We start from the raw sequence: 24473 nt of genomic DNA on the forward strand, positions 1-24473 counted from the left end.
CCATCGACCACGTCAGGACTACGGGGAGAAACCGAACCGAACGAGCAATTCGGTCGCGCACAACTCGACGGAATTGCCGATGCCCAGCGCACCGGATCCGGGAAAGATGCGTCCGTTGGCGCCATCGCAAACGAACCCGGCATCATCCGGCAAGGCGCATATTGCCTTGCTGGCCCGGAGCATAATCAAGTCGCTGTCGATCCATTTCAGGCAAGCTGGGTATTTGGCCGCCAGGTCCCGTGGCACCTGCGACCGGGTCGTCATCAATGCTTCCGAGTCGCATATCGTGAGTTGATCCGCACCGTTGGAGAGCGGAATCCCGTCATCCTCGAAGAAACGACGGATGTCCGTTAGTTTGCCATTGGGACAACGCTGCTCGGCCTGAAAGTCAATCTTAACGGACGGTGACGGCGACCAGTATTCGTCGACAGCCCAACCGGCGAGTGCGTCTCCGAAATATCCGAGGAAGCCCCCCGCAAATCCGCCGAGAATGAAGCCAGCAACAGCTGACTGCCAGCTTGTCCGCCGTTCGCCTCCCGTGTTTGCCGCCTTAGCCATTCGGCGCCAGCATATAAGCGATCCAGAAATCGCCGGCCAAAAATTCAATGCGCAGCCACCCGCTGGATTCGCTGACACTGCATCGAAAACCGCCGCCTTCGGTTTGAAAGCCACCTTTTCCTGAGGCCGCGTCTCGAAAGGCGCTGACACATTCGCCAATCCGGCTCTCGTTCTCCTTGAGCAAAGCCGGCACCGTCTCCAGCGCCCGGTTCATGTCGACTGGCACCGTGTGACCGCCGGCCTCGTAGGAGGCTGCGTATTGCCGAAACTGCTCCTGAAAAACGCCGACCAGAGCCGGTATGTCGCCTTGATAGTTGAACAAGGTACCGACGACCGCACCGTGTGCCGTTCCACCTTCCAGACTCTGGACCGTGATATCACACCACTGTCGCCCGCGATCTTCCGTCGACCAGCAGGCTGTGGCGTTCTTTACCCAGGCACCATTGTTCGGTTCGTTTTCCCGCTGGGCATCGCAAGTGCATTTTTCGAGCTCCGCGTTCTCCGCGCGTACCTTTCCGGTGATCATTCCTGCGGTGATTGAGAGCAGAAAGGCGGCCAACGTTCTCGTGACCAAATGACCGAGCATCGTAGTCCCCCTGTATCGCCCGATGATCAGCAATGATTGCACAACCCGAATAGGTTTTCATCCCCGGTCGGCACGAGCATACGCGGCCAGACGAGGAACTGTCGCTTAAGGCACACTTCCGGCGCGCTATCGCTCCAGCCTCACCCTGAGACGTCGCGCGCGTTCCTTGAACGCCTCCTCTCCTCCCTCGAGGATGTCGCACACGTGCTGGCGCATGTAGGCGTCGTCCATTCCTCCGGAGACATAGGTAATCGGCGGTAGTTCGCCGGGGCCATGCGGGCCGGCGTTCGCAACGATGATCTGGTCCGCATCGGTATTGATCACAAGATTTGCGTTGTGGGTGACCATAATCACCTGACGCTTGATCTTGGCCGCCATGAACAGGGTGACAAGCTCGTCGAAAATCGACTTTGGATCGAGGTTTTCCTCCGGCTGATCGATAATCAGCGGCCGGTGATCGCTCTCGTCGAGCGCTAGATAAAGCAGCAGCAGGACAATTCCGCGCGTGCCCGGCGAGAGTTTGGTAATGTCCGTGCCCTCGTAGTCGATGCTGTATTCGATCTGAATATGGTCGGTGCTGAACAGCCATTTGGCGAAACGCATCAGCCAGCCCCGGTAAGCGGTCTGATCGTTGGCCGCCACGTTGGCGACGGCGAGTAACTCATCCTGCCACGCGTCGGTGAAATGCTGAATGGCCTTGTCAACGGCCGCGACATCTCCTGTTTCCCAAGCCTTGCGCAGGTTGGCGTTGGCCCACTGCTCAATGGAGCCCTTTCCCTTGAAGTCACCGGCGCGCCGCAGATCGAATAGCTTCTCACCTAGTAAGGCCCACTGCTTCACATCGGCATGTCGGGACGCCGAGAATGATAACTTCTGCAAAGTGTCCTTGGCGGCCTGAAGCCGATCGACCAAGGGCCGGTAGAGGTCGCGCAGTACCTGCTCCTCGGCGATGATTGACTCGAATACGCGAAGATAGGTTTCCCGCCGCTGCTTACTGAGATCCGTCATGCGCTCAGCCGCCTTTTGGCAATCGGCAAGGGAAGTGCGCGTGGTCTCGATCTGCGTGTTTTCGCCGGCGATGCGCCTGATCAAAGCGGCGAATTTGTTCGCAGTCTCGGTATCGATATTGATCAGCGCCTGCAGACGGGTTGCCTCAGCCTCCAGCACGGCGAGCGGCCGCTTTTCAGGATCAGCATTCTCCCCGAGATAGGATTGATCAGAGTCTGCGAGAGGTGCGGGGGCCGCGCCGCGCCAGCCTGCTGCGTTGTTGCGCGCGGTCTCAAGCTTGGCCGCCAGAGCGGCGTCGACGTCGCCATGGTACTCTAGCAGGAAGTCCTGCCAATCCGAGTCTTCCAACCGAGCCGCGACGAAACTCGACTTGGTTTGGCGCAGGGCCTCTGGAGCCTTGCTCTGGCGGAAGGCCCTTACCTCGTCCTGCAAGGAGAGGAGCGAATTTTCCTGGTTCGTGAAGAACCGGACGAAAGAGCGTACCTTTTCGGCGGCGTTGACGATGACGGTCAATCGATCGGCGCGGGCTTCCGTCCCTTTGACGATGAGCTTGTCGCGATCGGCCTCCAGTCCCTTGACGGTCTGCTCCCTTTGGGCAAGCTGCTGAGTGAACCCTGGAATCTGGCGCCTCTTTTCGCGCTCGAGCCCGATCTGGTCGGAAAGCGTCGCAATGGCCGCCTCCTCGCGCTGGCGAGCAAGGCGAAAGCGGGTGGCTCGAAGCTCCAAAAGCTGGTCGAAATGGAATGTCCCGTCCTTTTCGGGATGAGCTTCGAAAATGACCCGCTCGATCTCGCCGAGCAGGGCATCGGTCATGCCGTCGGCCGAGCAGAGTTCCTCGACGAACTTCTGCGAAAGATAGCGAGCCCGCGCGAACCGGCCATCCAGATCGGCATCGTATTCATAGTCAAGCAGTCTACGCTCGGAAGGATCTCCGCTGCCCCAATCCAGTCGGACGCTGGCCCCTTCCAGCAAATCCCCTGCGCGCACGAGAAACGAGGCAGGACTGAGGTGTTCAGACGCAGCGTCGCAACCGGCAGCGATCGCGTCGGCAAGCGCCGTCTTTCCGGATCCCCGCGCGCCGATGATCGCCACAAGGCCCGGATTGAGCTCGACAACAGGCGTCGCCGCCCATGGAGCGTTCTGGATCGTAATGCGGGAGATGACCTGCGAAGGGGTGGCACGGATAGGGGGCGCAGCACCGACGAAAGCGCGCCCGGCCGGATCGATGACGGCCTGTCTGAGCGCGTCGAAATGCGCTCCGCCTTTCACCCAAGAATAGCGATTGTCATCAGGGGCGCCGACCTTTGCCGTTTCATGCGCGTCACTGCCATGAAGACAGGGTTTGAGCGCGCCATAGCGGGCACGTATCTCATCCGGCGTTGCGCTGCTTTTGCGACCCAGCCAGAAATCGCGTTGGCTGACGCTGCTGGCAAAGACAATATGAGCAAACCTCTCGACCTCCTGCCGCTGCGCGCCTTCGGATTCTCCGCGCATGCCGGAGGTGCCGTCATGCTCGCTGCCGGCGACGGCGATGAGAATGTTGTTCTTGGCCCAATCGATGGCGCGATAGAGCTCGCCCAACTGTTCGAAGCTGACTTTGAATTGCGTCGCGCCGCGCGCGAGTGCTCCTCGTCCAGAAAGATTGGGGTCGATCTTCGACCCGAGGCGCGTGAGCTCGTCGGGCGTGCATGTGAAGCGATCGCCTGAATATTCGAAGCTTAACTGCGCAAGGAAGCGCTGTGTCGCACCGACGTGATCGGGATCCTGCGGGTTGACGAGGAGATGGCAGTTGACCCAGTTGCCCTTGACGGTTCCAAAGGCCAGGCGCAGCTCGATGTTCGGAAAAACGAGGTCGACGCCGGGAAGGCGACCATCTCGATGCTTCGCATCGCGGACACGTTCGTAAGTGTCGAGCAGATAATAGTCGGTCACGCCGAGCGCGCGAACCGTAGGCGTCGCCGTTTCGATTTTGGCGAGGTACTCCTCCCACGTGTCCGCGCCACTGAACTGGTCATTGAGCACGGTGCCCGGGGCATGAATATGGGGCTCCCATCGAAGCCACCGCGATCCTGAATTTCCCACACTCCCCCCAATCATCTATCGTTTTGGCCGAGAGCCCATCGCGGCGGAGTCATCCTCGCAGGCCGAGCGCCCGCAACCAGGCATCGATCTGGCCAAAGGCGTCCTGCTGCCATTGCTCGGGCGTACGGCCATCGAGGATATCCGTTTCGGCAACGAATTTCCGCACGCTCGTGGCACCGTATCCTTCAGCAGTATCGAACTTGTCTGCGATGTATTTGTAGCCTTGGGCTCCGCTTTCGTGCTCGAGCAGAGGTTTGCAGGCCTCGGCCAAGGCCTCAATCCCATCGGGATAGTTGCGGATACAGTAGTAGATGTCGTAGGCGTCTTTCTGCTTATGCCGGCCATTGAGCGCGTAGCCTTTCATGGCGAGCAAAGCTGGGATGGAGCAAACGGCAATCTCGACGCGATTGGTGCCGCCCTCCGGCATGTCGCCCGAGATCGCGACCAGTTGATAGAAGCGAAGGGCCAGATCCGCGCCATCGGCCCGCTGGACGGCGAAATCACTGAGGATCGGCGGACGGTTTTTCACGATTTCTGCATCACGAGGCATCAGGAAATCGACGACAATGTCGATAGGTGTACCTCCATCATCGACGGGCACCTCACGGACGAGCTGAAAGCGTCGAAGCTCCTCGCGCTGTTTGTAACCTTGGGCCATCAAGGCTTCGACCAGGGTGACGTACTCACCGTCACCCAGAGCCTCTGGATCGAGGCCAAGATCGACATCGAGCGTTCCGACATGAGGCATGTCCTCGTTGTCGAGAAGCAGCCAGGGAACCGCGCCGCCGATCACGGCGAACTTTCCCTTGAAGCTGCCGAGGATCTGCCCAATTTCGACCAGAACACTCTTCACGGCTTTCGTCGTCCGGTCTTCGTAATCCGCCGCAGACTGAGGGTCAGACGGCACTATTTTCGCCATGAGAGGAGTTCCTGTCTTAGATGTTCCGCAGCTTCCGCTCCTCGTTCTCCGGCAACGCCGAGATCGAGGTAAGTCTGGACGGGGCTTGTGCAGACCACCCCCGGGGCAGGCTGGGTGGCATCGTTGAAAAGCCCATGATCCCTCAGCACCGTGATTACGATATTCGCCCCTGAGGTAGCTGGAGACAGTTTCAGAGTATCGCGCAACGCCACAAGCCCGCCCGAGTCCGCGTAGAAATATTGGGTGGACACCCGGCCGTAGGGCGCCAGCCAATGCGCCGCCGAAAACGATGCGAACACGGCATTTGGCGTATCCCGCCCCGAGCTCAACACCCTGCGCGCCGAGACTTCCAAGGATTGCCCATGGAGCGTCGTGTAGAAGCCCATGCGTTCGCCGGCCGGTGGTTCGTAAGCGTCACGCCAAGCATCCAGGAGCCCGTCGGGCCGCGACAGCCGTAGGCCGTCATCCGTGACTTCAGCCCATTCCCGATCCACCAGCTCACTGCGGACGTTGCTGACGTGGCCCAGACTCACATTAGAAGCTTGGGCGAGATCCGCGACACGCCACGCGCGACCAGGGTCGCGGAGGAGAACGCGGAGAATCTGCGCGGATTTCGGTTTGAAGATGGATTTCAGGTTTCGCTGAACAGCCGGCGGCTTTGTATCAACTTGGCGTTCAATGAACACGGTATCGAAAGTGATCCGTGCATTTCCCACCAGGTCGAGGTATCCCACATCGAACTCTCGGCAAAGTGCTTGCGCTTCCTGAGACAAGTAAGGCGCGATGAAGATCGGCATTGCCGGCGGATCGAACTTCTCCGCAGCCTTCCGAAGCTGAAAGAGTGCCGCACGCACATGCCGCGGCTGACCGAACGGTTTGACTTCGCAAGCGAGAAAGCGGCGATTGCCGTTGAGGCTAAACTCGGCGAGAATATCGACGCTGGAACCAGGCGGCGTCAGTTCGACCTTCTCCATGTGGATGACAGGGACGCTTCGCAACAACGCGGCGACGGCTTCGGCTGCCTGGGTCTCCAGTTCGTTCACTTCTAAGCGGGCTTTCAGCATTTGCTGAAATTGCACAGATCAGTGAAACTCGTCAACTGAATTTCAGCCAAAAGCCTCATTTCAGCAAACGCTGAACGCTCAAAATGGGTGAGACTGTACGGGAACGATGACAAACTCGTGCTCGACAACAAAATCGATACGGGGTCGGCCACCTCGAGAACGTCTGAAATTAAGCTCCTCCCGACGTTGGATCGGCTGGCGGCCGGCGGCATGATCGATTCGGCATTCGCTGCTGGCTTCGCGGCGTGACCGCATCCGACCTGGCCGAGGCGCTGATCGAAGAGCAGACCGAGGAACTCATCGACCAATGAGCGGCAACCCCGGTTCGCCACGTCTCTCCAGCGGACGCATTGCAGGAACTCCCGGCGATCCTAGGCAGAGGGCCACGTACCAGCCCACCGCTGAGTAGCCGAGGGACGGCCTTCGATCCTCTCGATCTGTGCGCAATGCGGCCCTTGCGGAGCGTTCACTATTTGTTCTAGCATCGACCCGAGAAGTCAGGCTCGATTCCGTCCCATGCGGCGCATTGAGCCTGTTCTGGCTGCCGAGCGAGACCAAGCGGCGGATCCAACGCTTTGTCGCCGGGTCGCCCACTGCTGAGACGATCAGCAACGTCCAGATGAGTGATCGGACAGTGTCTCGACTTGGTAGGGAATAGCAGGCGCGAGTGGTTGACGATGGGCTATGCATTGGTGGATCGCCCGATCCAGAATTCTTTATTTCTGGTTTTCGGGATAGAACGATTTCTGCCTTTCGGGATTGCAAGAAAGGCAGAAATCTGTATCCTGGTGCTGCGTTGCGCGACCGGGGGCGATAGTCGCCGCGCCATGGGGGTGGCTTTGGCCAGCAGGCGGACCGAAAGCACCAGCGAGAACAGCGCGCCGGAGAGCGAAAAAGAGTCGCTCAACTTCAAGGTCAGCCCCCAATTCAAGAAGGAGTTCAAGGGCTTCGCAGTGTCCGAGGGGATCAGCATGACCGATCTCCTCAAAGAGGGCTTCGTCCTCTCGAAGAAGAAGCGGCAGAAATGAGCCCGCGATCTAGGCTGCGGGTCGGCGCCCTTCGATCACAGACATCGCTTGGGTGGCACCTATGACTCTGGACGAAGTAGGAAGTCCTGGATCCGAGGCCGACTGGCTGTTCGCCATTGGAGAAGGCCGTGGCTTTCCGGGCGTCGACGGCCTTGTGGCGGTCGACGGCTATGATCCATCGGGACGCGCCCCAGAAGAAGTTGCAGTCATGGAGAAGGCCCTCGACTACGGCGCGCGCGCTGTATTCTTCGAGGCCGCCCGGCACGGGCGCGCTCCGGTCGCCCAAGCCCTTGTATTCGACGTGAGCACCGCGGCCGATGACAGCGAGTTTGCCGAATTGCACAAGCGCCTGTGGAGCTGGGGAGGCGTGCCACTTGTGTATCGTGCCGCTCCCGGTCGCATCCAACTGTTCCGCTGTGCACACAAACCGGACTTCGTTGGGCCCGACAGTGCCCCGGTTTGTCGCCCGATACGAACCCTTTCCGTGGCAGCCGACATCGCAGCTGAAGATGTATGGTGGAACGCAGCGCGCATTAGGAACGGTACGATCTGGGATGACCCGGATGCATGTGACCTCATGTTGTCGGCGCAGAAATCGGCGCACCGCACACTGGTCGAGGCAGTGCGCAACCTTGCCGGGCAGCTCACGGAAAGTCGCTTGCTAGAGCCACGGCTGCGTCGTCGACTACTCATTCTCGCATTGCTCATCGCTTATCTCGAAGAGCGGTCGGTTCTGCTACCCGACGATTTCTCACGCGCTCGCACGGGCGCGACGCGCTTCTTCGAAGTGTTGGGAGACGGCACCGCGTTGGTGAAATTGCTCGAAGCGCTGGAAGAACGTTTCAACGGCCACGTGTTCCGCGTGACCGGTGCTGAGCGCACCGCATTGCTTGAGAGCGCCGAGCTCGCAAATTATGCGCGGCTGGTGGAAGGGCTTGAGGATGCGACGGGCCAAATGAGCCTGTGGCGCCTGTATTCGTTCCGTGACCTGCCGGTCGAGTTGATCAGCAACATCTATCAGCTCTTCGTCAAGGATGTCGCGAGCTCCATCTACACGCCGCCGGCGCTGGTTCGTCTGATGCTCGAGGAAGCGCTGAGTTGGGACAGGCTGGACGCGCTGATGGCCGGTGACGGCGTCATTCTCGATCCGGCATGTGGGTCGGGCGTTTTTCTAGTCGAAGCCTATAAGCGCCTCGTGCTGCACTGGCGGATGCGTCACGGATGGACCCGTCCAGGCATCGAAGAATTGCGCCCTTTGCTGGAGCGAGTTCACGGCGTCGACCTTGAGGAAGGGGCGATCGAACTGGCGGCGTTCAGTTTGTGTCTCAGCCTATGCGACGCGCTACAGCCCGAGGAGATCCGCGCCAGCGTGAAGCTCTTCCCACCACTCGCGAATGAGACGCTTCACTGGAGCTGCTTCTTCGAAGCGAAGGAAAAGGGGCTGCTGAAAGTCCCGGTCGCCGTAGTGGTCGGCAATCCCCCGTTCGAGTCGACGCTGACCACCGATGGGGCCAGGCGGAGCTATGCTGCCTACACCAAAGGGTATGGACTGCTCGCAGATACACAGCTCGCCTATCTGTTCCTCCACGAGGCGATGGAGCTTCTCAGGCCCAATGGAATACTGGCATTAATCCAACCTGCCGGCTTTCTATACAATCAGAACGCTGCCTCGTTCCGACATGGTATTTTCACCCGTTGGGACGTGCGCGAGATTCTTGACTTCGTCTCGGCACGGGGCCTCTTCAAGAAAGGCAAGGCCGACCCGCAGATCGTTGTCGCGGTCGTCCAAGCAACTGAGCCCACTACAGATGGGCGGATTCTGCACGCAGTGTTCCGTCGCAACGGACGTGCTACCGCCGAACAGGGCTTTGACATCGACTATTACGATCTTCACTGGGTTCGGTCCAACGACGCCAGAGAGTCGGCCGACGTGTGGAGATCGAACCTGCTCGGTGGCGGCCGAGTTCGCGATTTCATTAAGCGCCTGCGACAGTATCCGACGCTCCGGGACATCGCGACACGCCTGGAATGGGACTTTGGTGAAGGTTATATCGCTGGCGCCAAGGGTATCTCTCGGCCGGCCGAGCACCTGACCGGTAAGCCGCTTCTGCCGACGGAGGCGCTGTCCGAAGCCGGCATTGATGCGAGCGCTCTAGATACTGTCCCGGATCAACCGATAAAGGACACCAAGACTGCTAAGCGATTCACACCTCCCTTCCTCCTTGTCAAAGAGAACGAGGATCTCCACCACGGCCTTTGGCAGGGGCAATACCTTACCTACAAGCACCGGATTACCGGCTTCGCGGCGAAGGGGCGAGACGTCGCGCACCTGCAGGCAATCGAGGCGTGGCTGAAGAAGGAGCAGACCGTCCTGAGAGCCTATGTCGCCGGAATCAGCGCGAGCCTGTTTGCGCAGCGCGCCACGGCGATCTTGGGAGCCGACATTCTTGCGCTGCCGTACCCAGAAAGCGGAAATCTCGACCTCAGCGACAACGACCGGATTATCGCGCAGGACATTGTAGACTATCAGCGTGAGTTTATTCGCCGAGGCACCGGTTCGGCGCTCATGCAGGAGGCACCTGAGGACGCACTCAGTGCGTTTGACGAGACCTTTGCGACGCAAATCAACGCTATCTACTCTCGCAATCCATTGCGTGCTTTGGGCCGCTATCATTGGGCCGGAACCATTTGCGGTGCGTATGCTTTCGGCGATGGCGTCGTCGACTGGTCGGGCGCGGATGAGCTGCGAAGCAAACTTGATGTGCTGTTACAGGAACGTCGTGGTTCCAATCTCACGATCACGCGCATAACCCGCCTATATGATCAAGGTTTCCTTTTCCTGTTGAAGCCCGATCGCCATCGATTCTGGACGCGGTCGGTCGCGTTGCGTGATGCAGATGACGTCCTCGCCGATCTTCGGGCACAGGGCTTCTAGCGTGTTGGCGGACGAAAACGAAGCCTCGGTGCAGGCTGGAACACTCGGCACCAACATCCACCTTCCGGGAGAATGGCTGTCATCCTTGGTCGGATACATTGCCGCAGCGCTACCGGGGTGGCGCGACGACCCTAGACGGCCAGCCCAGACCAACGAAACCGGATTGACGTCAGAGCTTTGCGCGCGACTGAACAGCGTCAGCCACCATTCGCCTGGATGGGATTTCCTGCAGTTCCGTCGCGAAGAGCCTGATGATGTTCGCGCGGGGCGTTCCATCGATCTGGTCGTGGCACCCAGTGGCGCCCTTATTTGGATCGCCGGCCGCGAATACAGCGAATATCGCACTCTCCTGCCCATAGAGTGCAAACGGCTGCCGACGCCGAACGGCAAGGACCGGGACGAACGGGAGTATGTGTTCAGCCAGTTCAGCTCCACTGGCGGGATTCAACGATTTAAGGCAGGTCATCACGCTGCCGCACATATTCGTGCGGCCATGATTGGTTACGTCCAGGCCCGAGACATCCCCTTCTGGCGCACGCAGCTCGATACATGGATCGATGGGCTTGCTGCCACCCCGGTTCAAGGTTGGTCCTCGGCCGACAAGCTGGCTTTAGCGACACACCATAGCGCGACCCGGATTGCTTCTTTGCAGTCGATACACAAACGCGAAGCGGGCCTCGAGCCGATCCTGATTGACCATCTTTGGATCGAGATGTAGTCGATGACGCCGTTCCGGTGGCAGAACTGCTATGCGTATGTCGCTGCCTCCCGGCGCGACCGGACGATCAGATCCTATCTCGATGACGTGATCCTCCCGGCGTTGAGTTCTCTCGATCGGCGCATACCCATCTGGAACCTTGGTCGAGCTAAAAGGAGGGTATGCTGGGGAGTACGCTCGAATTGACTTCGAGTCATAAAACACCCCACGCCCGAAACCTTCCCCTCCCCGTCATCTCGCGCAGGCCGAGTTCGCCAACGAGGTTGAGTGCGCCCTGCTTTGTCACCTTCAGCCTGTCCTGGATAAGGCCCGTCGAAACAAGTGGCCGCGAGAGCACTAGCTCGATCAGGTCGGGAAGTTTTGAACTGGCGCGTCGTTCACGCAGTCGCCGCTCCATCTGGCTTTTCGCCATCGTCAGCCGATCGTGCTCCTTCAAGCCGACCAGCGCTGCGTCGTGGATTCCATCGAGGCATGCCAGCAACCGATCGGAGCGATTGCGCGCCCGTCGCCGCTCTCGTGGAATGTTCTTGGCGCCAAGGTGGGGACAGACGAGATGGTTGGCGGCAAGACCCTCCTGCCGCAGCAGCGCAGCAACAAGCAGCGGCCCGAGCCAAGTGGCATGCTGCAGCACCTCGATGTCCGACCAGGCTTCGAGCAGGATCGCGCCACGCAGGACGACCGGCAGATCGCGTGTCCTGGTGATAACGTCCTGCCATTCCGCCAGGCGTTCTTCTTCATTCCAGTCGAGATCGTAGATCAGATCCGGCCGGTCACGGAGTGACATCTCCTCTTTTCGAGCAGGCACGTCGGCGCCGCTCAGAATCTTTGACGAGCGTGCCAGGACGGCATCGATCTCGGCAAATTCTTCGGTCAGAAGATCGTCCCCGGCGTCATCCCGACCGTCGGCTTCAACAGAGCTGGCTCCAGCCCTCTCCCCTTCCCGGCTCTTTTGTCCCGACGCCGGCGTTGCGCCGCCCCGGCCGGTCAGGGCTAGAAAACCGTCGCGGCTGAGCGCCCAGTCCGGCTTCTGCGCTAAAATTCGCCGGCGGGTTCGCAGCACCGCGTGCGCGCGGGTGAGCTCGTGGGTTGGCGTGCGGATGTCCATGTGGGCGTCGTGCAGCACCAAGTCCTCGAGATGAACAAGCTCGCCCTCGAGCCACAGGGCGGAAGCGGCGTCGGCAAAATGCTGGCGCTCGACAAAGCCGTCACGCACCGGCGAACGGGCTAGGCGCTCGTCGAGCCGCGCCAGAGCCTCGGTCGCTGTCGCTTTTACTTCCCGATTTCAAACGCGAAAGAGTCATGTGCTGTTTAGGTTTAGGCGCTACGACACGCATGATTTTTCGCTAACGATTTCATTGACCGCTCATTTTGCCGAACCGATTGCACAGCCTGAAACCGGCGCCTGCTGCGTCACACTCCGATGAAGCATGGTCGGCGGCACGTCGTGTGGCCCGCGAGCTGGACAGGATTCTCGACGGTTCGGGCCCCCGCCGTGCGGCAATCGTACGCGCGGCCGCCGAGCTGCGCCTCTCGACCCGACAGGTCTACAATCTGCTGGCCCGCTACCGTGTCGATCGGACTGTGACGTCGCTCTTGCCCCGGCTCGAGGGAGTGCGGAAGAAGCGTCTTGAACAGGACATCGAGGAGATCATCGCGGCAACATTGCGAAAGCAATGGCTGGTGCTGGAGGCTCCGCCACTCGCCCCTGTCGTGGCCGAGATCCGCGCCCGCTGCGAGGAGGCAGGCCTGGCTCCTCCCTCCTACCTCACGGTGGTCCGCCGCATAGCTGTGCTGTTCAGCCCTGAGGAGATCGCGAAGAAGCGATCCGCAAACCCAAAGCACCTCCACCGGCTCAAGCCACGGCCGGGATACATCCACGCGGCGCAACCGCTCGATGTCTGCCAGATCGATCACACGCCGACCGACATCAATTTCGTGGAGGTCGTCGACGGCGGAACCTTTGTCGGTCGGGCATATCTCACGATCGTCACCGACGTGGCGACGCGCTGCATTCTGGGCTTCTGCCTCACCCTCGAAAAGCCGTCGGCGCTATCGGTCGCGCTCTGCCTCGCGCAGGCCATGTGTCCGAAGGAAACGTGGTTGGCTGCGCGCGACATCGCACATGGGTGGCCGATGTTCGGTCGACCGCGGTCGCTTGTCACCGACTCCGCCAAGGAGTTCAAAGGGAACGCCTTCCAGCGTGGGTGCGAGGACTATGGCATTCGCATCCGCTACCGGGACCGTGGCCGTGTCCATCAGGGCGGCGTGGTCGAAAGACTGCTCGGGAAGCTCAACGCCGTTCTTGCGACGCAGCCCGGTTCGACCGGCCGCTCGGTGGCGGATCGCGACGGATATCCCGCTGAGCGAAGAGCCCGTCTCAGCTTCGCCGATCTCGAGCGATGCGTCACGCTCGCCGTGATCGACCACAACCTGCAGGAAAACGCGAGGACGTTGAAGGTGCCGGCGACAGAATGGGAACGGCAGGCGCGCGATCTTCCCCGCTTCGACGATGAACCCCTGCGGGTCCTGCTGGCATTCATGCCCGGAACCGAAAGGCGCCTGTCGCCACAAGGCGTCAGCATGTTCGCGCTCGACTACTACTCGCCCTGGCTGGGCGCCCTGGTGCCGCAACGCGACCGGCTCGGCAAGCTCGATCTGCGATACGATCCTCGTGACATCAGTCACGTCTACATCCGGGACCCGGAGACCAGGGAGTTCCGACCCGTGGGGCGGCGCGACGGAACACTTGCTCCCATGACGTTGTGGGAACACGAAGCTGACCGCTTGCAGCGACGCGCCGCGAATGCGCGAACGGATGTCGAGAAGGTGACGCTGCGACGCCGGATCGCGGAAATCGCAGACGGACAGAAGCCGTCGAAGATCGAGCTGCGCAATGCCGTGCGCAAGACTCACGCTACCGAGGCGCCCAAGCCCTATGATGCCATGCGTCCGGCGATGCCGGCGCCTGCCGAGCATCCCGCACGCCGGAAACGCCGTCTGCCGGTCGAGGATTGGTGACGTGGCTGACCATCTGCTCGATCACGTCCGTCCGTATCTCGACCGCAGCATCGAAGAGCGGATCGCTTATATCCAAGCGCCGCGATGGATCGGCCATCAGGTTGCGATCCAGGCGCATGAACGCCTTGCCGAGTTGCTGTCCCGGCCGCCAGCGCTGCGGACCAGAGGGCTGATGCTGGTCGGGCCCTATGCCAATGGCAAAACGATGATCGCCGAGCGGTTCGCCGTGGGGCACCTGAGAGCGGCCGAGCAACAGCGGGTGTGGGTGGTCCAAACGCGCGAGGGCGCCGGCCTCGCACATTTCTACGGAAGTATCCTTCAGGCGCTGCGCGCTCCGACCGGCAACAGCCGGGATGTCGGCCGCAAGGCCGAGCAGATCGATCACCTGCTCGACAGCCTGAAGCCCAGGATCCTGATATTCGACGAATTCCACAATGCGCTGCGTGGCCGGGCCCGCGACGTCGAGGCGGTCCTTGCGTTCCTCAGGCGGATCGGCCGCCAGTTTGACATCTCGCCGGTTCTGATTGGTGAGGTCGCCGTCTTCGATTTCGTCAACCAGACCGCCGAAATGGCGACCCGGTTCGACCTGCACGCAGTACCGAGATGGCAATATGGCGAGGAGTTTCTCGCTCTGCTCGACAGCCTCGAAGCCGCCTTGCCGCTCGCCCGTGCTTCCGATCTCTCGGATGCATCGATGGCGCGGACGGTCTTTAAGCTCTCCGAGGGCCTGATCGGCGAGGTCGTGGCGATCATCTCCGCGGCGGCCGTGACGGCAGCGAGATCTGGTGCGGAGCGGGTCACGAAATCCGGGCTCGAAGCGCTTCGCTACGTCCCGGTCTCGAAGCGCCGGCGAGCGCCGGTGCGCGACGGCCTGCTATGAGGGGTGACGCGTTCGGCGCGGATTTCGCCGTCGAGATCCGCGAGCGATACGGCGACGTCGCTAGGGATCGGTGGCCGGTTTCCGTCGACCCACGTCCAGACGAATTGCTGTCAAGTTGGATCAACCGCCTCGCGCTCGCAAACGGAATCGCGCCGCGGCCGTTCTCCGGCGTCCTCGGGTGCGGCGACGGGATGTGGTCGCCCTGCCTCGACCTCCAGATTCCACGCCACATCGCCGCTTTCCTCGGTGATCAGTCGGGCGTTCCGCAGGATGCGATCTCAGCGATGGCCCTGACTGGCTGGGCGTTGACGCCGCTCCTGCTGCCGCTGCGCGAAAACGCCCGCCGGCTACGCTCGACCTGGATGCAGTTTTGCCCTCAGTGTCTTGCACAGGACGAAACGCCGTACTTTCGTCGGCAGTGGCGGCTGGCATCTCGCATCTCCTGCTTCGTGCATGGTTGCGGTCTTCGCGATCGATGCCCGGCCTGCCGCAGCGGAATCGTGTCCTACGATCAGGGCGAGCTTGTCCTGCAGCATTTCTGCGCACGTTGCGGCTTCGACCTGCGTGACGCCCCCAAGGTCGCGGTCAAGGCAGCCGCACGCCGGCTGGAGCGCGCGATCGCGGATATCTGTAGGGTGGAATCGGCCAAAAGATCGGCGGAAACCAGCGATGTCGTCTTGCGCGTACGGCGCTCGCCGGCAACCGCTGATATCGGCTCGGCGAGGACCCTCACAAATCTGTCGACCACCGCGCGTATTCGCTGCTTCGGGGAACTCGCGGCAAAACCCCTTGACTGGCTGGTGACGGACAAGGACGTCGCCGTCGCTCACCGGCGCTGGATGATCGCGGCGGCGGGCGGCCATAATCAATTGATCGCCTGCTTCGCCAACTTCCTGGACAAACATCAGGCGAAGCCGAGATCCACGCGCCCGACACGGCCCAGTGCTCGACTCGCCGATTTGCTGACGGCATATTTTCGTGTGACCGGCGATCGGACCTTGTCGAAACCCCATCGCGATCTTCCAGCCCAGCGAACCCGAGATCGCGGCCGGATCCTATGATCCTTGGCATAGATCATTTATTCGTCAATGGCGGCGTCTGCGCCACTGTCGCCGGCATCTGCAAACCCCGGCATGATGTCGCCGGCGAGCAGCTTCTCCTTCGAAAGCAACCCGGCGTCCTCGAGCGCCTCGAAGTCGGGCAGGTCTCGCAGCGTGTCGAGCCCGAACTCGAGCAGGAATGCTTTGGTGGTGACATAGGTATAGGGTGCGCCCGGCGTCGGACTGCGGGGTCCGGAGGCGATCAGGCCGGCACCGCGCATATGGCCGATCAGGTCGCGAGAAATCTCCTTGCCGAAAAACGATGACAGTTCGGCGCGGGTGATCGGCTGGAAGTAGGCCACGCACATCAGCACCAGCACGTCCGACTGGGTGAGGTCGACCGCGCGCTCGCTGCCGCCGACTGCGGCGCGGATGGCATCGGCGTAAGCCGGGCGGGTCAGGTGCTTCCAGCCGCCGGCGACGGAGACGAGGTCATAGGGCCGGCCGCGCAGCTCCTCGCGGATGTCGTCGATCAAAAGATCGATGCTGCAGGTTTTTCCGACGATGCGAGCTAGCGTCTCCCGGCCGACCGGTTCACTGGCGGCGAAGATCGTTGCCTCGACGCGGTTCATCCATTCGCGCCAGCGCGCCTCCGGCGGCAGATGATCCAGCTCCCGGTCGAACAGATGGTCATCTGATCGACCTTTCCCCTCTCTCGCGCGCGCCGCCTCGACCATTCTTACAGCCCGTAGATGCGGAAGGTCGGGCGACCCGACAATTCGCGGACGGCGCCGAGTTCGAGCAGACGGTCGAACAGGCGGCGCAGGCCGCGATCGCTCATCCCGGCGATATTTTCCGATGCCACAATCGCGTCGTCAGACAGCAGCTTTTCAATAACGGTGTTTGCTGCCTTGGCTCTGAGTTTCGGGGCGACTGCGAGCAGCCGATCCGCCCGGCGCCCGAGTTCCGCAGACAGATCGATCGCGCGCAGCGCGGCACGCGCCTGCGCGCCAAGCAGCGCCTTTGCCCACCCTGCTTCGTCGACAATGTTCGTCGAAGCTTGGGCTGTCGCCGTGCGACGTGAACGACCGGGGCTAATGCCGAAAGCCGCATTGGTACCCAACAGCGGCACTGCATGTGACCAGCCCAGCCGTTGCGCCAGCAGCGCGTCGGCGAGCCAGGATCCGAAGACACGGCCGAAGCCGTGTCGTTCGGCGGCCGTGAACGCACCTGTCAACATCCCAACCGTCCCGGCGCTGGCGCCGACCTTGCGGAGTTCATCCACCAGCTCGCCCACCGCCTCGTCGTCGCGAGCGTGGCCAAACTCTTCCAACACGGCGCCGAGGTTTGCCTCCGTCAGAAGATCCTCGGTGGGTCGGGCGGTCAGTCGGCACCAGCCCAAATACATCCTGCCGGCAGGCCCGGCATCGTCGCCCGGCCGAGTGAGCAGCACGGCATCTCGAAGCGCCGCATCATCCTCGACTCGTCCCGCCTGCTTTGCCGTTATCGAGGCGGCGGCAAGGGCGAGGCGTCGACCCCAGGCGCCCGCCCATCGCTCTTGCCGGCGCACTACCGCATCAAGGGCACCGATGGCGGCGCCGGCGGCGATCGCGATGTCCTCCAAGCCTTGTGCCGCAACGGCTTGCTCACCGGGGACCGCCCTCCGTAGCCAGGTCGGAAGGGCGACTATGGGGGCACTCACCGTGGCGCCGGCGAGCATACCAAGGTGGCGTGGAGACGGTATGGCGCGCAGAATCATCACGAGTAGGATGAATCAAAGCGGCGCTTTTGGCAACTGCAATGCACGAAAACCGCCGCGCCTGTCGCGGATAAATAATGAACGATAATGTTGCATTATCGTTCGTTTTGCTCTTTATAGAAGGAATGGCCGTTTTCATCGAGCAGAAGCCCAACAATCGCGTCGCGCGACCCTCCGGAGCGTCCCACAGCACGGCGGCGCAGGACCAGGTTTCTGACGCGCGGCCGTCGGCCGACCCAGCTACGCCGGAAGTCGACGACGACGGTCCGGACGGCGAACTGCCCGACATCGTCGACCTCGTCATGGAGATGGGCCGCGCGCCGGAGGAGCCCTCGGCCGCCCCCTCCTCTCCTCTTCCGGTCGTCGCCAATCCTCGGCTGCCGGCGCATCTCGACGCGCTGGCGGATCGTGCGCGCGATTATGTCGAGGCGGCGAGCTCGGCCAACACCCGCCGCGCCTACGCTTCGGACTGGAAGCAGTTTGCGGGCTGGTGCCGTCGGCAGGGCGTCGAGATGTTTCCGCCCGATCCGCAGGTGGTCGGCCTCTACATCACCGCCTGCGCCTCTGGAAAGGCGACCGGGGACAAGAAGCCCAACTCGGTCTCGACGATCGAGCGCCGCCTCTCCTCGCTCACCTGGAACTATGCGCAACGCGGCCAGCCGCTCGACAGGAAGGACCGCCACATAGCCACCGTCATGGCCGGCATCCGCAACAAGCACGCCGCCCCACCGCGGCAGAAGGAAGCGGTGCTGCCCGAGGATCTGATCGCCATGCTGGAGACCTTGAACCGCGGCACCCTGCGCGGCCTGCGCGACCGCGCCTTGCTTCTGCTCGGCTTTGCCGGCGGCCTGCGCCGCTCCGAGGTCGTCGGGCTCGATTGCGGCCGCGACCAGACCGAGGATTCTTCCGGCTGGATCGAAATCCTCGACAAGGGAATGCTGTTGCGCCTGCGCGGCAAGACTGGCTGGCGCGAGGTCGAGGTCGGGCGTGGTTCGTCGGACGCCACCTGCCCCGTCGTGGCGCTGGAAACCTGGCTCAAGCTCGCGCGCATCGCGCATGGCCCGCTCTTCCGGCGCGTCACCGGCCAAGGCAAGGCGGTCGGCGCCAACCGGCTCAACGACCAGGAGGTCGCCCGGCTCGTCAAGCGAACCGCGCTGGCGGCGGGCGTGCGTGGAGATCTGCCCGAAGGCGAACGCGGGATGATGTTTGCCGGCCATTCGCTGCGCGCCGGCCTGGCGTCCTCGGCCGAGGTCGACGAACGCTACGTGCAGAAGCAGCTTGGCCACACCAGCGCGGAGATGACCCGCAAGTATCAGCGCCGCCGCGACCGCTTTCGCGTCAATCTCACCAAGGCGTCGGGGCTGTAGAAGGCTGTAGAAAAGCCCCCTCCCCTCCCCCGTTTACGGCCGCCGAATAGCGGCTCGGACGGGTGAGGATTTTCAGCTTAGCGCTTCAATTGAAATCGGGAAGTAAAATCGACAGTCGCGCGCGCGACCGGCCCAAATAGAGCCTCCAGGGGCAAATCTCGAATCTGGTAAGCCATTGTTTTCACAATAGCCGATTTGCCATAGTCAAGCTATCTCGATATTAAGTTGACTTGCAGGGGATTTTCTCGGGCGGTTTTTTCACTATCGATAATGACCTCCTATCGGGACTGTACAGCACCACGCCCTGGGGCGCTCAGGAAGGCTGAAACGTTGATTTTCAGGCTTATCGAAGCCGTAGGAGCGATCCGAAGGGCCACTAGGGACGTTTACAAACGATCGTTTGTTGTTATCTTCGGTGTTTGTACAAACACCCCTTTCCAATGCTGAGAGACGCCGCAAATGGCCCGTGAAGCGCAACATCGACGCTCCCGACGACCAAAGGGCCGGCAAATCGGCTACGCGCGCGTGTCGACGGACGAACAAGCGACGGAAGCGCAGGAAATTGAGCTGCGATCGGCCGGCTGCGACGTCGTCGTCCAGGAACATGGATCCGGTGCGTCGAGAGCTCGCCCTGCCCTACTGCGGTTGATCAGCGATATCGGCGCCGGCGATGTCCTGGTCGTCGTGCGTCTCGATCGCCTTGCGCGCTCGGTCAGCCACCTTCTTCAGGTGATCGAGGACCTGACCGAGAAGGGCGCGCATTTCCGATCTCTCCGAGATCCGATCGACACGTCGACGCCACAGGGCATGTTTTCGCTGCAGGTACTCGGCGCCGTTGCCCAGCTCGAGCGTGCGCTGATCTCGGAACGGACCAAGGCCGGCATCATCGCTGCAAGATCGAAGGGGCGACTGCCCGGCAATCCTGGTATCCGGGAGCGCAAGCCCGAAGCCCTGGCGAAGATGACCGCGGTGCAAAAGGCGGCTTATGGCCGACGGCTTCAATCAACGATGAACCAGTGGCTTCCGACGGTCCGCCGGATGCGACCAGACCACAACTGGGACGATATCGCTCGGGTCCTGAAGCAGCGCGGCCTCAACTGGACGCCTGAACGACTGCGGCGGGCAGTGAGGTGGCTCGTCACCGAGCACCTAGCCGAATCCACACTGCTAAAGCGGGCGTCTCCCCAGCCTCCCGAAGATCGCCTGATGACCCTCGTGGCAGGGATTTCGCAATCCAACCCAGACCTATCGCTACGCGACATCGCTGGCCAGCTCGAGCGCCTGCATGAGCGAACCCCACGAGGGAGCGCAAAATGGTCGGCCTCATCAATCAAGAACCTGCTCGATCGAGCCCGCCGGCTTGGACTCGTCGCCGAACCGTCCGCCTCATCATGATCTGCGCCCCGGCTTGTCGAGGCTGCGGCGCAACGCATCGCTGATTTCCAGCCGGGATTCGGTGCGAACTACCTTCCCAGCCATTTCGAGATCGACGGCAGCGGCTTCAGTTCCATTCCCGGCGGCTTTTGACGCCTCAAGCTTTGCCCGCAGCAAGGCCATGATCATCGGCCATACCGAGAACTTTCCGGCCTTTGCTCGATCCGTCAGGCTGCGCAAATAGCCGCCGGCGCTGTTGATCTGGTCTTGCCGCTGGTAGATCGCGGCAATGGTTATCGCCGCCTGCTGCTCACCCAACGCCGTTCGCGCTTCCTCCCAGGCGCTCGGGCTGATGCCCATGGTTGGACGGGCAACCTCGGCCGCAGCCAGAAAGTCACGCCAGTTGCGGATTCCGCCGCCGCCCTTCACCAGCCAAAGCATGTTCGGGCAGGCATCCAGCACGATTCCTAACGGCAGCTCGCGCTTCGGCAGGCTCCGTACGTTGTCGGTATCCGCAACGTTGCCGTCCGCTTCATCTTTATTTCCTGAGCCACTTTCAGATTCAGATTTAGAGTCTGGTTTTGAATTCTGTATGTGGCGTCCATTTCGGGACTCATTGGCCTCCATTTTCTGTGTTTTTACAAATGATTCCAGTGCTTCACGCACTTCAGCCCAAAGGCCCTCCAGCTCCTCGGCAATCGCCTCGAAGGCCTGTCTGGGTGCGGTGCGTGGTATCTGGCCGACAATCGCCTGGTAGGCCTGCTGGACCCTGCCCCAATTCGCCGGCACGCCCTCCTCAATTCCAGCGTCGATCATCTTGACGATGTCACGCCGGCATATGGTTAGCCGCTCCTTAACGAGCCGAAAGGCCTTCTTCTCAGATCTGACCGCTTCCGCCAGCTCCTTGAACTCCTCTGCGCGCGCGACGATCGGCGAGATGTCGAAGCCATAGGCTTGCTCGATCTCGCCCCCCTGCCCTTTTCGGGCGAAGCGCTTGCCGTTTGGGCTGTCGCGACGGATGATCAATCCACATTCGACCAAGACGGCCAGGTGCCGTCGCAACGTCGTTGGGGGCATTCCGTTGGCGCGGCGGATCAGCTGCTCGTTGGATGGCCAGACGATCAGCTCGCTGTCGCCATAAAGCGCCGTGTCCGGATGGAACGACAACAGTGCGTCGAGAATAGCCAAAGCGCGATCAGTAGCGCCCAGAGCGATCCTGGCGTCCTTGATATCTTGGAAAACATGCCATTTGTGGACGGTCGCGTCCTTCGACACCGTCCGTGCGTTGACTTGGCTTGAGATCATGCCAAGCGTCATCGGCCGCCGCCCAAAGGGCGTCGTCGCTAGTAGTTCAGTCATGGTTCTGCCCTTCAGCTTTTAGGCAAAGCGAAAGCGCTCACCAAAATGGCGTCCAATCTCCGCAAGGAGACCCTTGACTGTGATTCGCGGAAGTGAGATTCTCGTTGTCGCCAAACGAACGAGAGGGGCTTCCGAGACGCTGTTTCGGGGGCCTTTCTTTTACCGCTTGCTACCTCTGTGTTTGTTGCGCCAAGTCTGTCTGGCTTTGGCCGAAGCCTCCACCCCGTCCAGCGCTTCGCCCACCCTTGTCAGATGACAAGATTTTGAGCCCGACACTGAATTCACGTCCGCTCCTCCTGCGAAAAAAATCTCTCCATCAGGGCTGGCAGCTCTGCTTCGATGAAGGCATTGAATGCCGCAGCATGCTCGCCAGCTACTGAAAGCTTGACATCCGCACCTGAGAAGGATGCCCTCCCAACGGGTTTGCCGCTCGGGCTCATGAGCTCAATTTCACTGTGCGAGCGCTGTGCCGGCACCTTAATCGCATCCAGCGCATGTCTGAATCGCTCATCCGAGGTCAGCCCCAAAACCTTGTCAGCTGACAAGGTTTTTCGCAGCCGACCAAGCGCAGAGTTGTCAGTGCCAACAGCAGTAGCCAGCGCGAGCCAGCGCGGTCGACCCACCTTGGGTGCACGTCCAATCGCCTCAATCACGTCAAGGGGAAGAGCTCTACACACAGTCCGAAGACGCGCCAACTCTGGGTCGTCGATGGACAAAGCGGCGCGAATATCTCGCGCCTTGATGCCCGCCTCATCCATCCGCCAGGCAAAAAGCGCGCGTTCTATCCAGCTCAAATCTTGGCGCGCCGCATTCTCGATACCTTGTGCAACGACAAGCTCGGCGTCTGACAATGCAACCACCGTCGCCTTGACGTTGATGCCAAGGTCGATCGCGGCACGCCAACGGCGATGTCCATAGATGACCTGGTAACGACCTTCCATGGTCGGGTGCCGGCGGACCTGAATGGGAACTTTCTGGCCTTCCTCCGATATTAGCTTTTTCAGTGCCGCGAACTCGACATCACTGTCGTCGGGCAATCGATCGGGGAACGGAGACGGATCGATCAACTTTGGATCAAGCTCGGCTCCGCCACCGGCATCAACCAGGGCCTGAAGCCGGTCACGCTCTTCCCTGAGTTCGGAAAGAGATCGCTGAGTCGCGCCGATCACGCCTGCACCCACGCGAGGCAGGGGTTGCGCCTGCGTCGGAGGAGTCGCCCCGCCTGAGGATGGCGGCTCACCAGCTTCTGGTTCAGAAAAAGAGCTAAAGTTAGCGAGAATCGACTTCCCAGATGGACGCTTGCTCATCACGTTCGTCCCCAGCTCTGGCTAATCAAGCCGAGTATTTGATCGTTGACGGCGTCGATGGACTCCCTCGCGCGCTTAGCGGTCGCGGCAGAGATGTTCCCGGATTCAAGCTCGTACAGGGTCCGTTTAGCGAGACCCGCGGTCTCGATGGCGGCACTTTCTACCGCTGTCGACGTAAGGACATCCTCGGTGAAAAGATGCCGGAGCATCGTTACGACGTGAACTTGAGAGTGATCCATCGGGTCATGGCGCGTCACGACATAGCGAAGAAAGTCCTGTTTCATCGTTGCTCCCGCATCGCGGATGACCGATATCAAATCGCCCATCATCAACAGGAACTGGCTCATCGACATCACGTCGAGCATCGCCGGATGGACCGTCACCAGAAGACCCGTCGCTGCATAGATTGCGCCTAGCGTCAGAAAGCCGAGGGAAGGGGGGGTGTCCAGGATGACGACGTCATAAGCATCTTCGACCTCTCCCAGCGCGAGCCGAAGCCGTTCGAAGAAGATGCTGTCGGAACTGACTTGCCGCTTCGATAGGAAGCGGGGAGTTTCATGCTCGTACTCCATGACCTCGATGTTTCCCGGGATCAGGTCGATCCCGGTAAAATAGGTCTTTCGGATTATCTCCCGGATCGGGCGCCGCTCGTCATCGTAGCGAAGTGCCGCATAGATGGTCTCATTGTGCTGTACATCCATCTCCGGCTGGGCGCCGAACATGGCCGACAGCGAAGCCTGAGGATCGAGGTCAATCGCCAGGACCCTATAACCGTGGAGGGCGAGGTAGTGTGCGAGATGCGCGCTCGTCGTTGTCTTAGCACTCCCGCCTTTAAAATTAGCGACAGCTAAAATTTGAAGATGCTCGCCATCACGCCGATGTGGCAAGAAACGCAAGGCTTCAGTCGGGCGTTGTGCCGCGGACAATTCGCGAAGCTCATTGATCTGCGCGAGCGTATAGGCGCGATGATTGTTCTCGAGTCGAGCCGGCACCGGGCCTTTGCCCTCATTCGACATCAACTTGAGGGTAGATTCAGGTATTGAAGTAAGTCTTGAAACCTCATGAGTCATGAAGTACCTGAGGCTCTTCTGGGCGTTGGGCGGATACATCTGCTGACGTCTGGCTTGTAGATGGCTAGATAGCATCCCGGCGTGCCGGACAATCTTGTCCGCCGGATCTTCCTGCGGTGCAGCGGTCGCAGCCTGTGCAGCCATTGTCGTAACACACCCTCTTTGTCGGCCTTTAGGCGGTTTATCGCCCTTTGCCCGACAAAAGGTAGGCCACGATTCTTCACGTTCGTCCAGCGGTTTAAGGTTAACAGATACTTAATCGCGATTGCTCGACGATCCGGGATTGTCCTCGCAAACTGCAAATTGTCACATCTATTCCGCTACTTAGGGTCAAATCCAGCCAAGAGTAAAGATAGTGTTGGACCCGTCATATTTGACGGGTCTCGTACGCCAGACCCAAG

The 24473-nt window shown here is 61.1% G+C and carries 20 protein-coding genes; 8 read left to right on the top strand and 12 right to left on the bottom strand.

Annotation, left to right across the window (positions count from 1 at the left end; all coding sequences use genetic code 11):
- Positions 1 to 18 precede the first annotated feature (18 nt).
- The 6 genes from IQ26_RS25400 to IQ26_RS25425 all read right to left on the bottom strand — a co-directional run bounded on the left by IQ26_RS25400 (position 19) and on the right by IQ26_RS25425 (position 6525).
- Entirely contained in the window at positions 19 to 558 is a 540-nt protein-coding gene (locus IQ26_RS25400; RefSeq protein WP_145721036.1) for a hypothetical protein, read from the bottom strand.
- Positions 551 to 1144: a hypothetical protein gene (locus IQ26_RS25405; protein WP_145721037.1), complete on the bottom strand. Its 594-nt coding sequence runs from the start codon at positions 1142 to 1144 to the stop codon at positions 551 to 553. The genes IQ26_RS25400 and IQ26_RS25405 overlap by 8 nt, the downstream gene beginning before the upstream one ends.
- 126 nt (positions 1145 to 1270) lie before the next feature.
- Positions 1271 to 4234 (bottom strand): TrlF family AAA-like ATPase, encoded by a 2964-nt coding sequence (locus IQ26_RS25410; RefSeq protein WP_145721038.1) that lies wholly within the window; start codon positions 4232 to 4234, stop codon positions 1271 to 1273.
- Positions 4235 to 4283: 49 nt separating this feature from the next.
- Positions 4284 to 5153 carry a nucleotidyl transferase AbiEii/AbiGii toxin family protein gene (locus IQ26_RS25415; protein ID WP_145721039.1) on the bottom strand — a complete coding sequence of 290 codons (870 nt, stop codon included), beginning with the start codon at positions 5151 to 5153 and terminating at the stop codon, positions 4284 to 4286.
- Positions 5141 to 6232, bottom strand: a complete 1092-nt coding sequence (locus IQ26_RS25420) for a type IV toxin-antitoxin system AbiEi family antitoxin (protein ID WP_240547222.1) — start codon at positions 6230 to 6232, stop codon at positions 5141 to 5143. The genes IQ26_RS25415 and IQ26_RS25420 overlap by 13 nt, the downstream gene beginning before the upstream one ends.
- Complete coding sequence (locus IQ26_RS25425) at positions 6211 to 6525, bottom strand: hypothetical protein (RefSeq protein ID WP_145721040.1); 315 nt, start codon at positions 6523 to 6525, stop codon at positions 6211 to 6213. The genes IQ26_RS25420 and IQ26_RS25425 overlap by 22 nt, the downstream gene beginning before the upstream one ends.
- Before the next feature lie 369 nt (positions 6526 to 6894).
- Between IQ26_RS25425 and IQ26_RS40560 the strand changes: the two genes are divergently transcribed.
- From IQ26_RS40560 to IQ26_RS25440, 3 genes are all read left to right on the top strand, one after another.
- Positions 6895 to 7245 carry a hypothetical protein gene (locus tag IQ26_RS40560; protein ID WP_240547223.1) on the top strand — a complete coding sequence of 117 codons (351 nt, stop codon included), beginning with the start codon at positions 6895 to 6897 and terminating at the stop codon, positions 7243 to 7245.
- A 61-nt stretch (positions 7246 to 7306) separates the two neighbouring features.
- Positions 7307 to 10180 carry an HsdM family class I SAM-dependent methyltransferase gene (locus IQ26_RS25435; RefSeq protein WP_167522707.1) on the top strand — a complete coding sequence of 958 codons (2874 nt, stop codon included), beginning with the start codon at positions 7307 to 7309 and terminating at the stop codon, positions 10178 to 10180.
- Position 10181: 1 nt separating this feature from the next.
- Positions 10182 to 10898: a hypothetical protein gene (locus IQ26_RS25440; protein ID WP_145721041.1), complete on the top strand. Its 717-nt coding sequence runs from the start codon at positions 10182 to 10184 to the stop codon at positions 10896 to 10898.
- 193 nt (positions 10899 to 11091) lie between these two features.
- On the opposite strand, the gene IQ26_RS25445 is transcribed toward IQ26_RS25440, so the two are convergent.
- Positions 11092 to 12111, bottom strand: a complete 1020-nt coding sequence (locus IQ26_RS25445) for an RHE_PE00001 family protein (protein ID WP_240547224.1) — start codon at positions 12109 to 12111, stop codon at positions 11092 to 11094.
- 155 nt (positions 12112 to 12266) lie between these two features.
- Between IQ26_RS25445 and IQ26_RS25450 the strand changes: the two genes are divergently transcribed.
- The 3 genes from IQ26_RS25450 to IQ26_RS25460 are packed head-to-tail and all read left to right on the top strand — an operon-like array spanning position 12267 to position 15857.
- Entirely contained in the window at positions 12267 to 13916 is a 1650-nt protein-coding gene (locus IQ26_RS25450; RefSeq protein WP_145721043.1) for a Mu transposase C-terminal domain-containing protein, read from the top strand.
- Position 13917: 1 nt separating this feature from the next.
- Entirely contained in the window at positions 13918 to 14796 is an 879-nt protein-coding gene (locus IQ26_RS25455) for a TniB family NTP-binding protein (RefSeq protein ID WP_145721044.1), read from the top strand.
- The gene (locus tag IQ26_RS25460) at positions 14793 to 15857 is read left to right on the top strand and encodes a TniQ family protein (RefSeq protein ID WP_145721045.1); all 1065 of its coding nucleotides are present in this window, start codon (positions 14793 to 14795) and stop codon (positions 15855 to 15857) included. Before IQ26_RS25455 ends, IQ26_RS25460 begins: the two co-directional genes overlap by 4 nt.
- A 17-nt stretch (positions 15858 to 15874) precedes the next feature.
- On the opposite strand, the gene scpB is transcribed toward IQ26_RS25460, so the two are convergent.
- Both scpB and IQ26_RS25470 read right to left on the bottom strand, forming a co-directional pair.
- Positions 15875 to 16573 (bottom strand): SMC-Scp complex subunit ScpB, encoded by a 699-nt coding sequence (scpB, locus tag IQ26_RS25465; RefSeq protein ID WP_145721046.1) that lies wholly within the window; start codon positions 16571 to 16573, stop codon positions 15875 to 15877.
- Positions 16574 to 16575: 2 nt separating this feature from the next.
- Positions 16576 to 17556, bottom strand: a complete 981-nt coding sequence (locus IQ26_RS25470) for a DUF1403 family protein (RefSeq protein ID WP_240547225.1) — start codon at positions 17554 to 17556, stop codon at positions 16576 to 16578.
- Positions 17557 to 17720: 164 nt separating this feature from the next.
- Here IQ26_RS25470 and IQ26_RS25475 point away from each other — a divergent pair, with 164 nt between their 5' ends.
- Positions 17721 to 18962 carry a tyrosine-type recombinase/integrase gene (locus IQ26_RS25475; protein ID WP_145721048.1) on the top strand — a complete coding sequence of 414 codons (1242 nt, stop codon included), beginning with the start codon at positions 17721 to 17723 and terminating at the stop codon, positions 18960 to 18962.
- A gap of 459 nt (positions 18963 to 19421) precedes the next feature.
- Positions 19422 to 20357 (top strand): recombinase family protein, encoded by a 936-nt coding sequence (locus tag IQ26_RS25480; protein ID WP_145721049.1) that lies wholly within the window; start codon positions 19422 to 19424, stop codon positions 20355 to 20357.
- Here IQ26_RS25480 and repC read toward each other — a convergent pair.
- From repC to repA, 3 genes are all read right to left on the bottom strand, one after another.
- Positions 20352 to 21695, bottom strand: a complete 1344-nt coding sequence (repC, locus tag IQ26_RS25485) for a plasmid replication protein RepC (RefSeq protein ID WP_145721050.1) — start codon at positions 21693 to 21695, stop codon at positions 20352 to 20354. The genes IQ26_RS25480 and repC overlap by 6 nt on opposite strands.
- A 281-nt stretch (positions 21696 to 21976) precedes the next feature.
- The gene (gene repB, locus IQ26_RS25490) at positions 21977 to 23002 is read right to left on the bottom strand and encodes a plasmid partitioning protein RepB (RefSeq protein ID WP_145721051.1); all 1026 of its coding nucleotides are present in this window, start codon (positions 23000 to 23002) and stop codon (positions 21977 to 21979) included.
- Positions 23002 to 24216, bottom strand: a complete 1215-nt coding sequence (repA, locus tag IQ26_RS25495; protein WP_145721052.1) for a plasmid partitioning protein RepA — start codon at positions 24214 to 24216, stop codon at positions 23002 to 23004. Before repA ends, repB begins: the two co-directional genes overlap by 1 nt.
- Positions 24217 to 24473 lie beyond the last annotated feature (257 nt).

The sequence above is a fragment of the Mesorhizobium tianshanense genome (genome assembly GCF_007830515.1).
GTDB lineage: Bacteria > Pseudomonadota > Alphaproteobacteria > Rhizobiales > Rhizobiaceae > Mesorhizobium > Mesorhizobium tianshanense.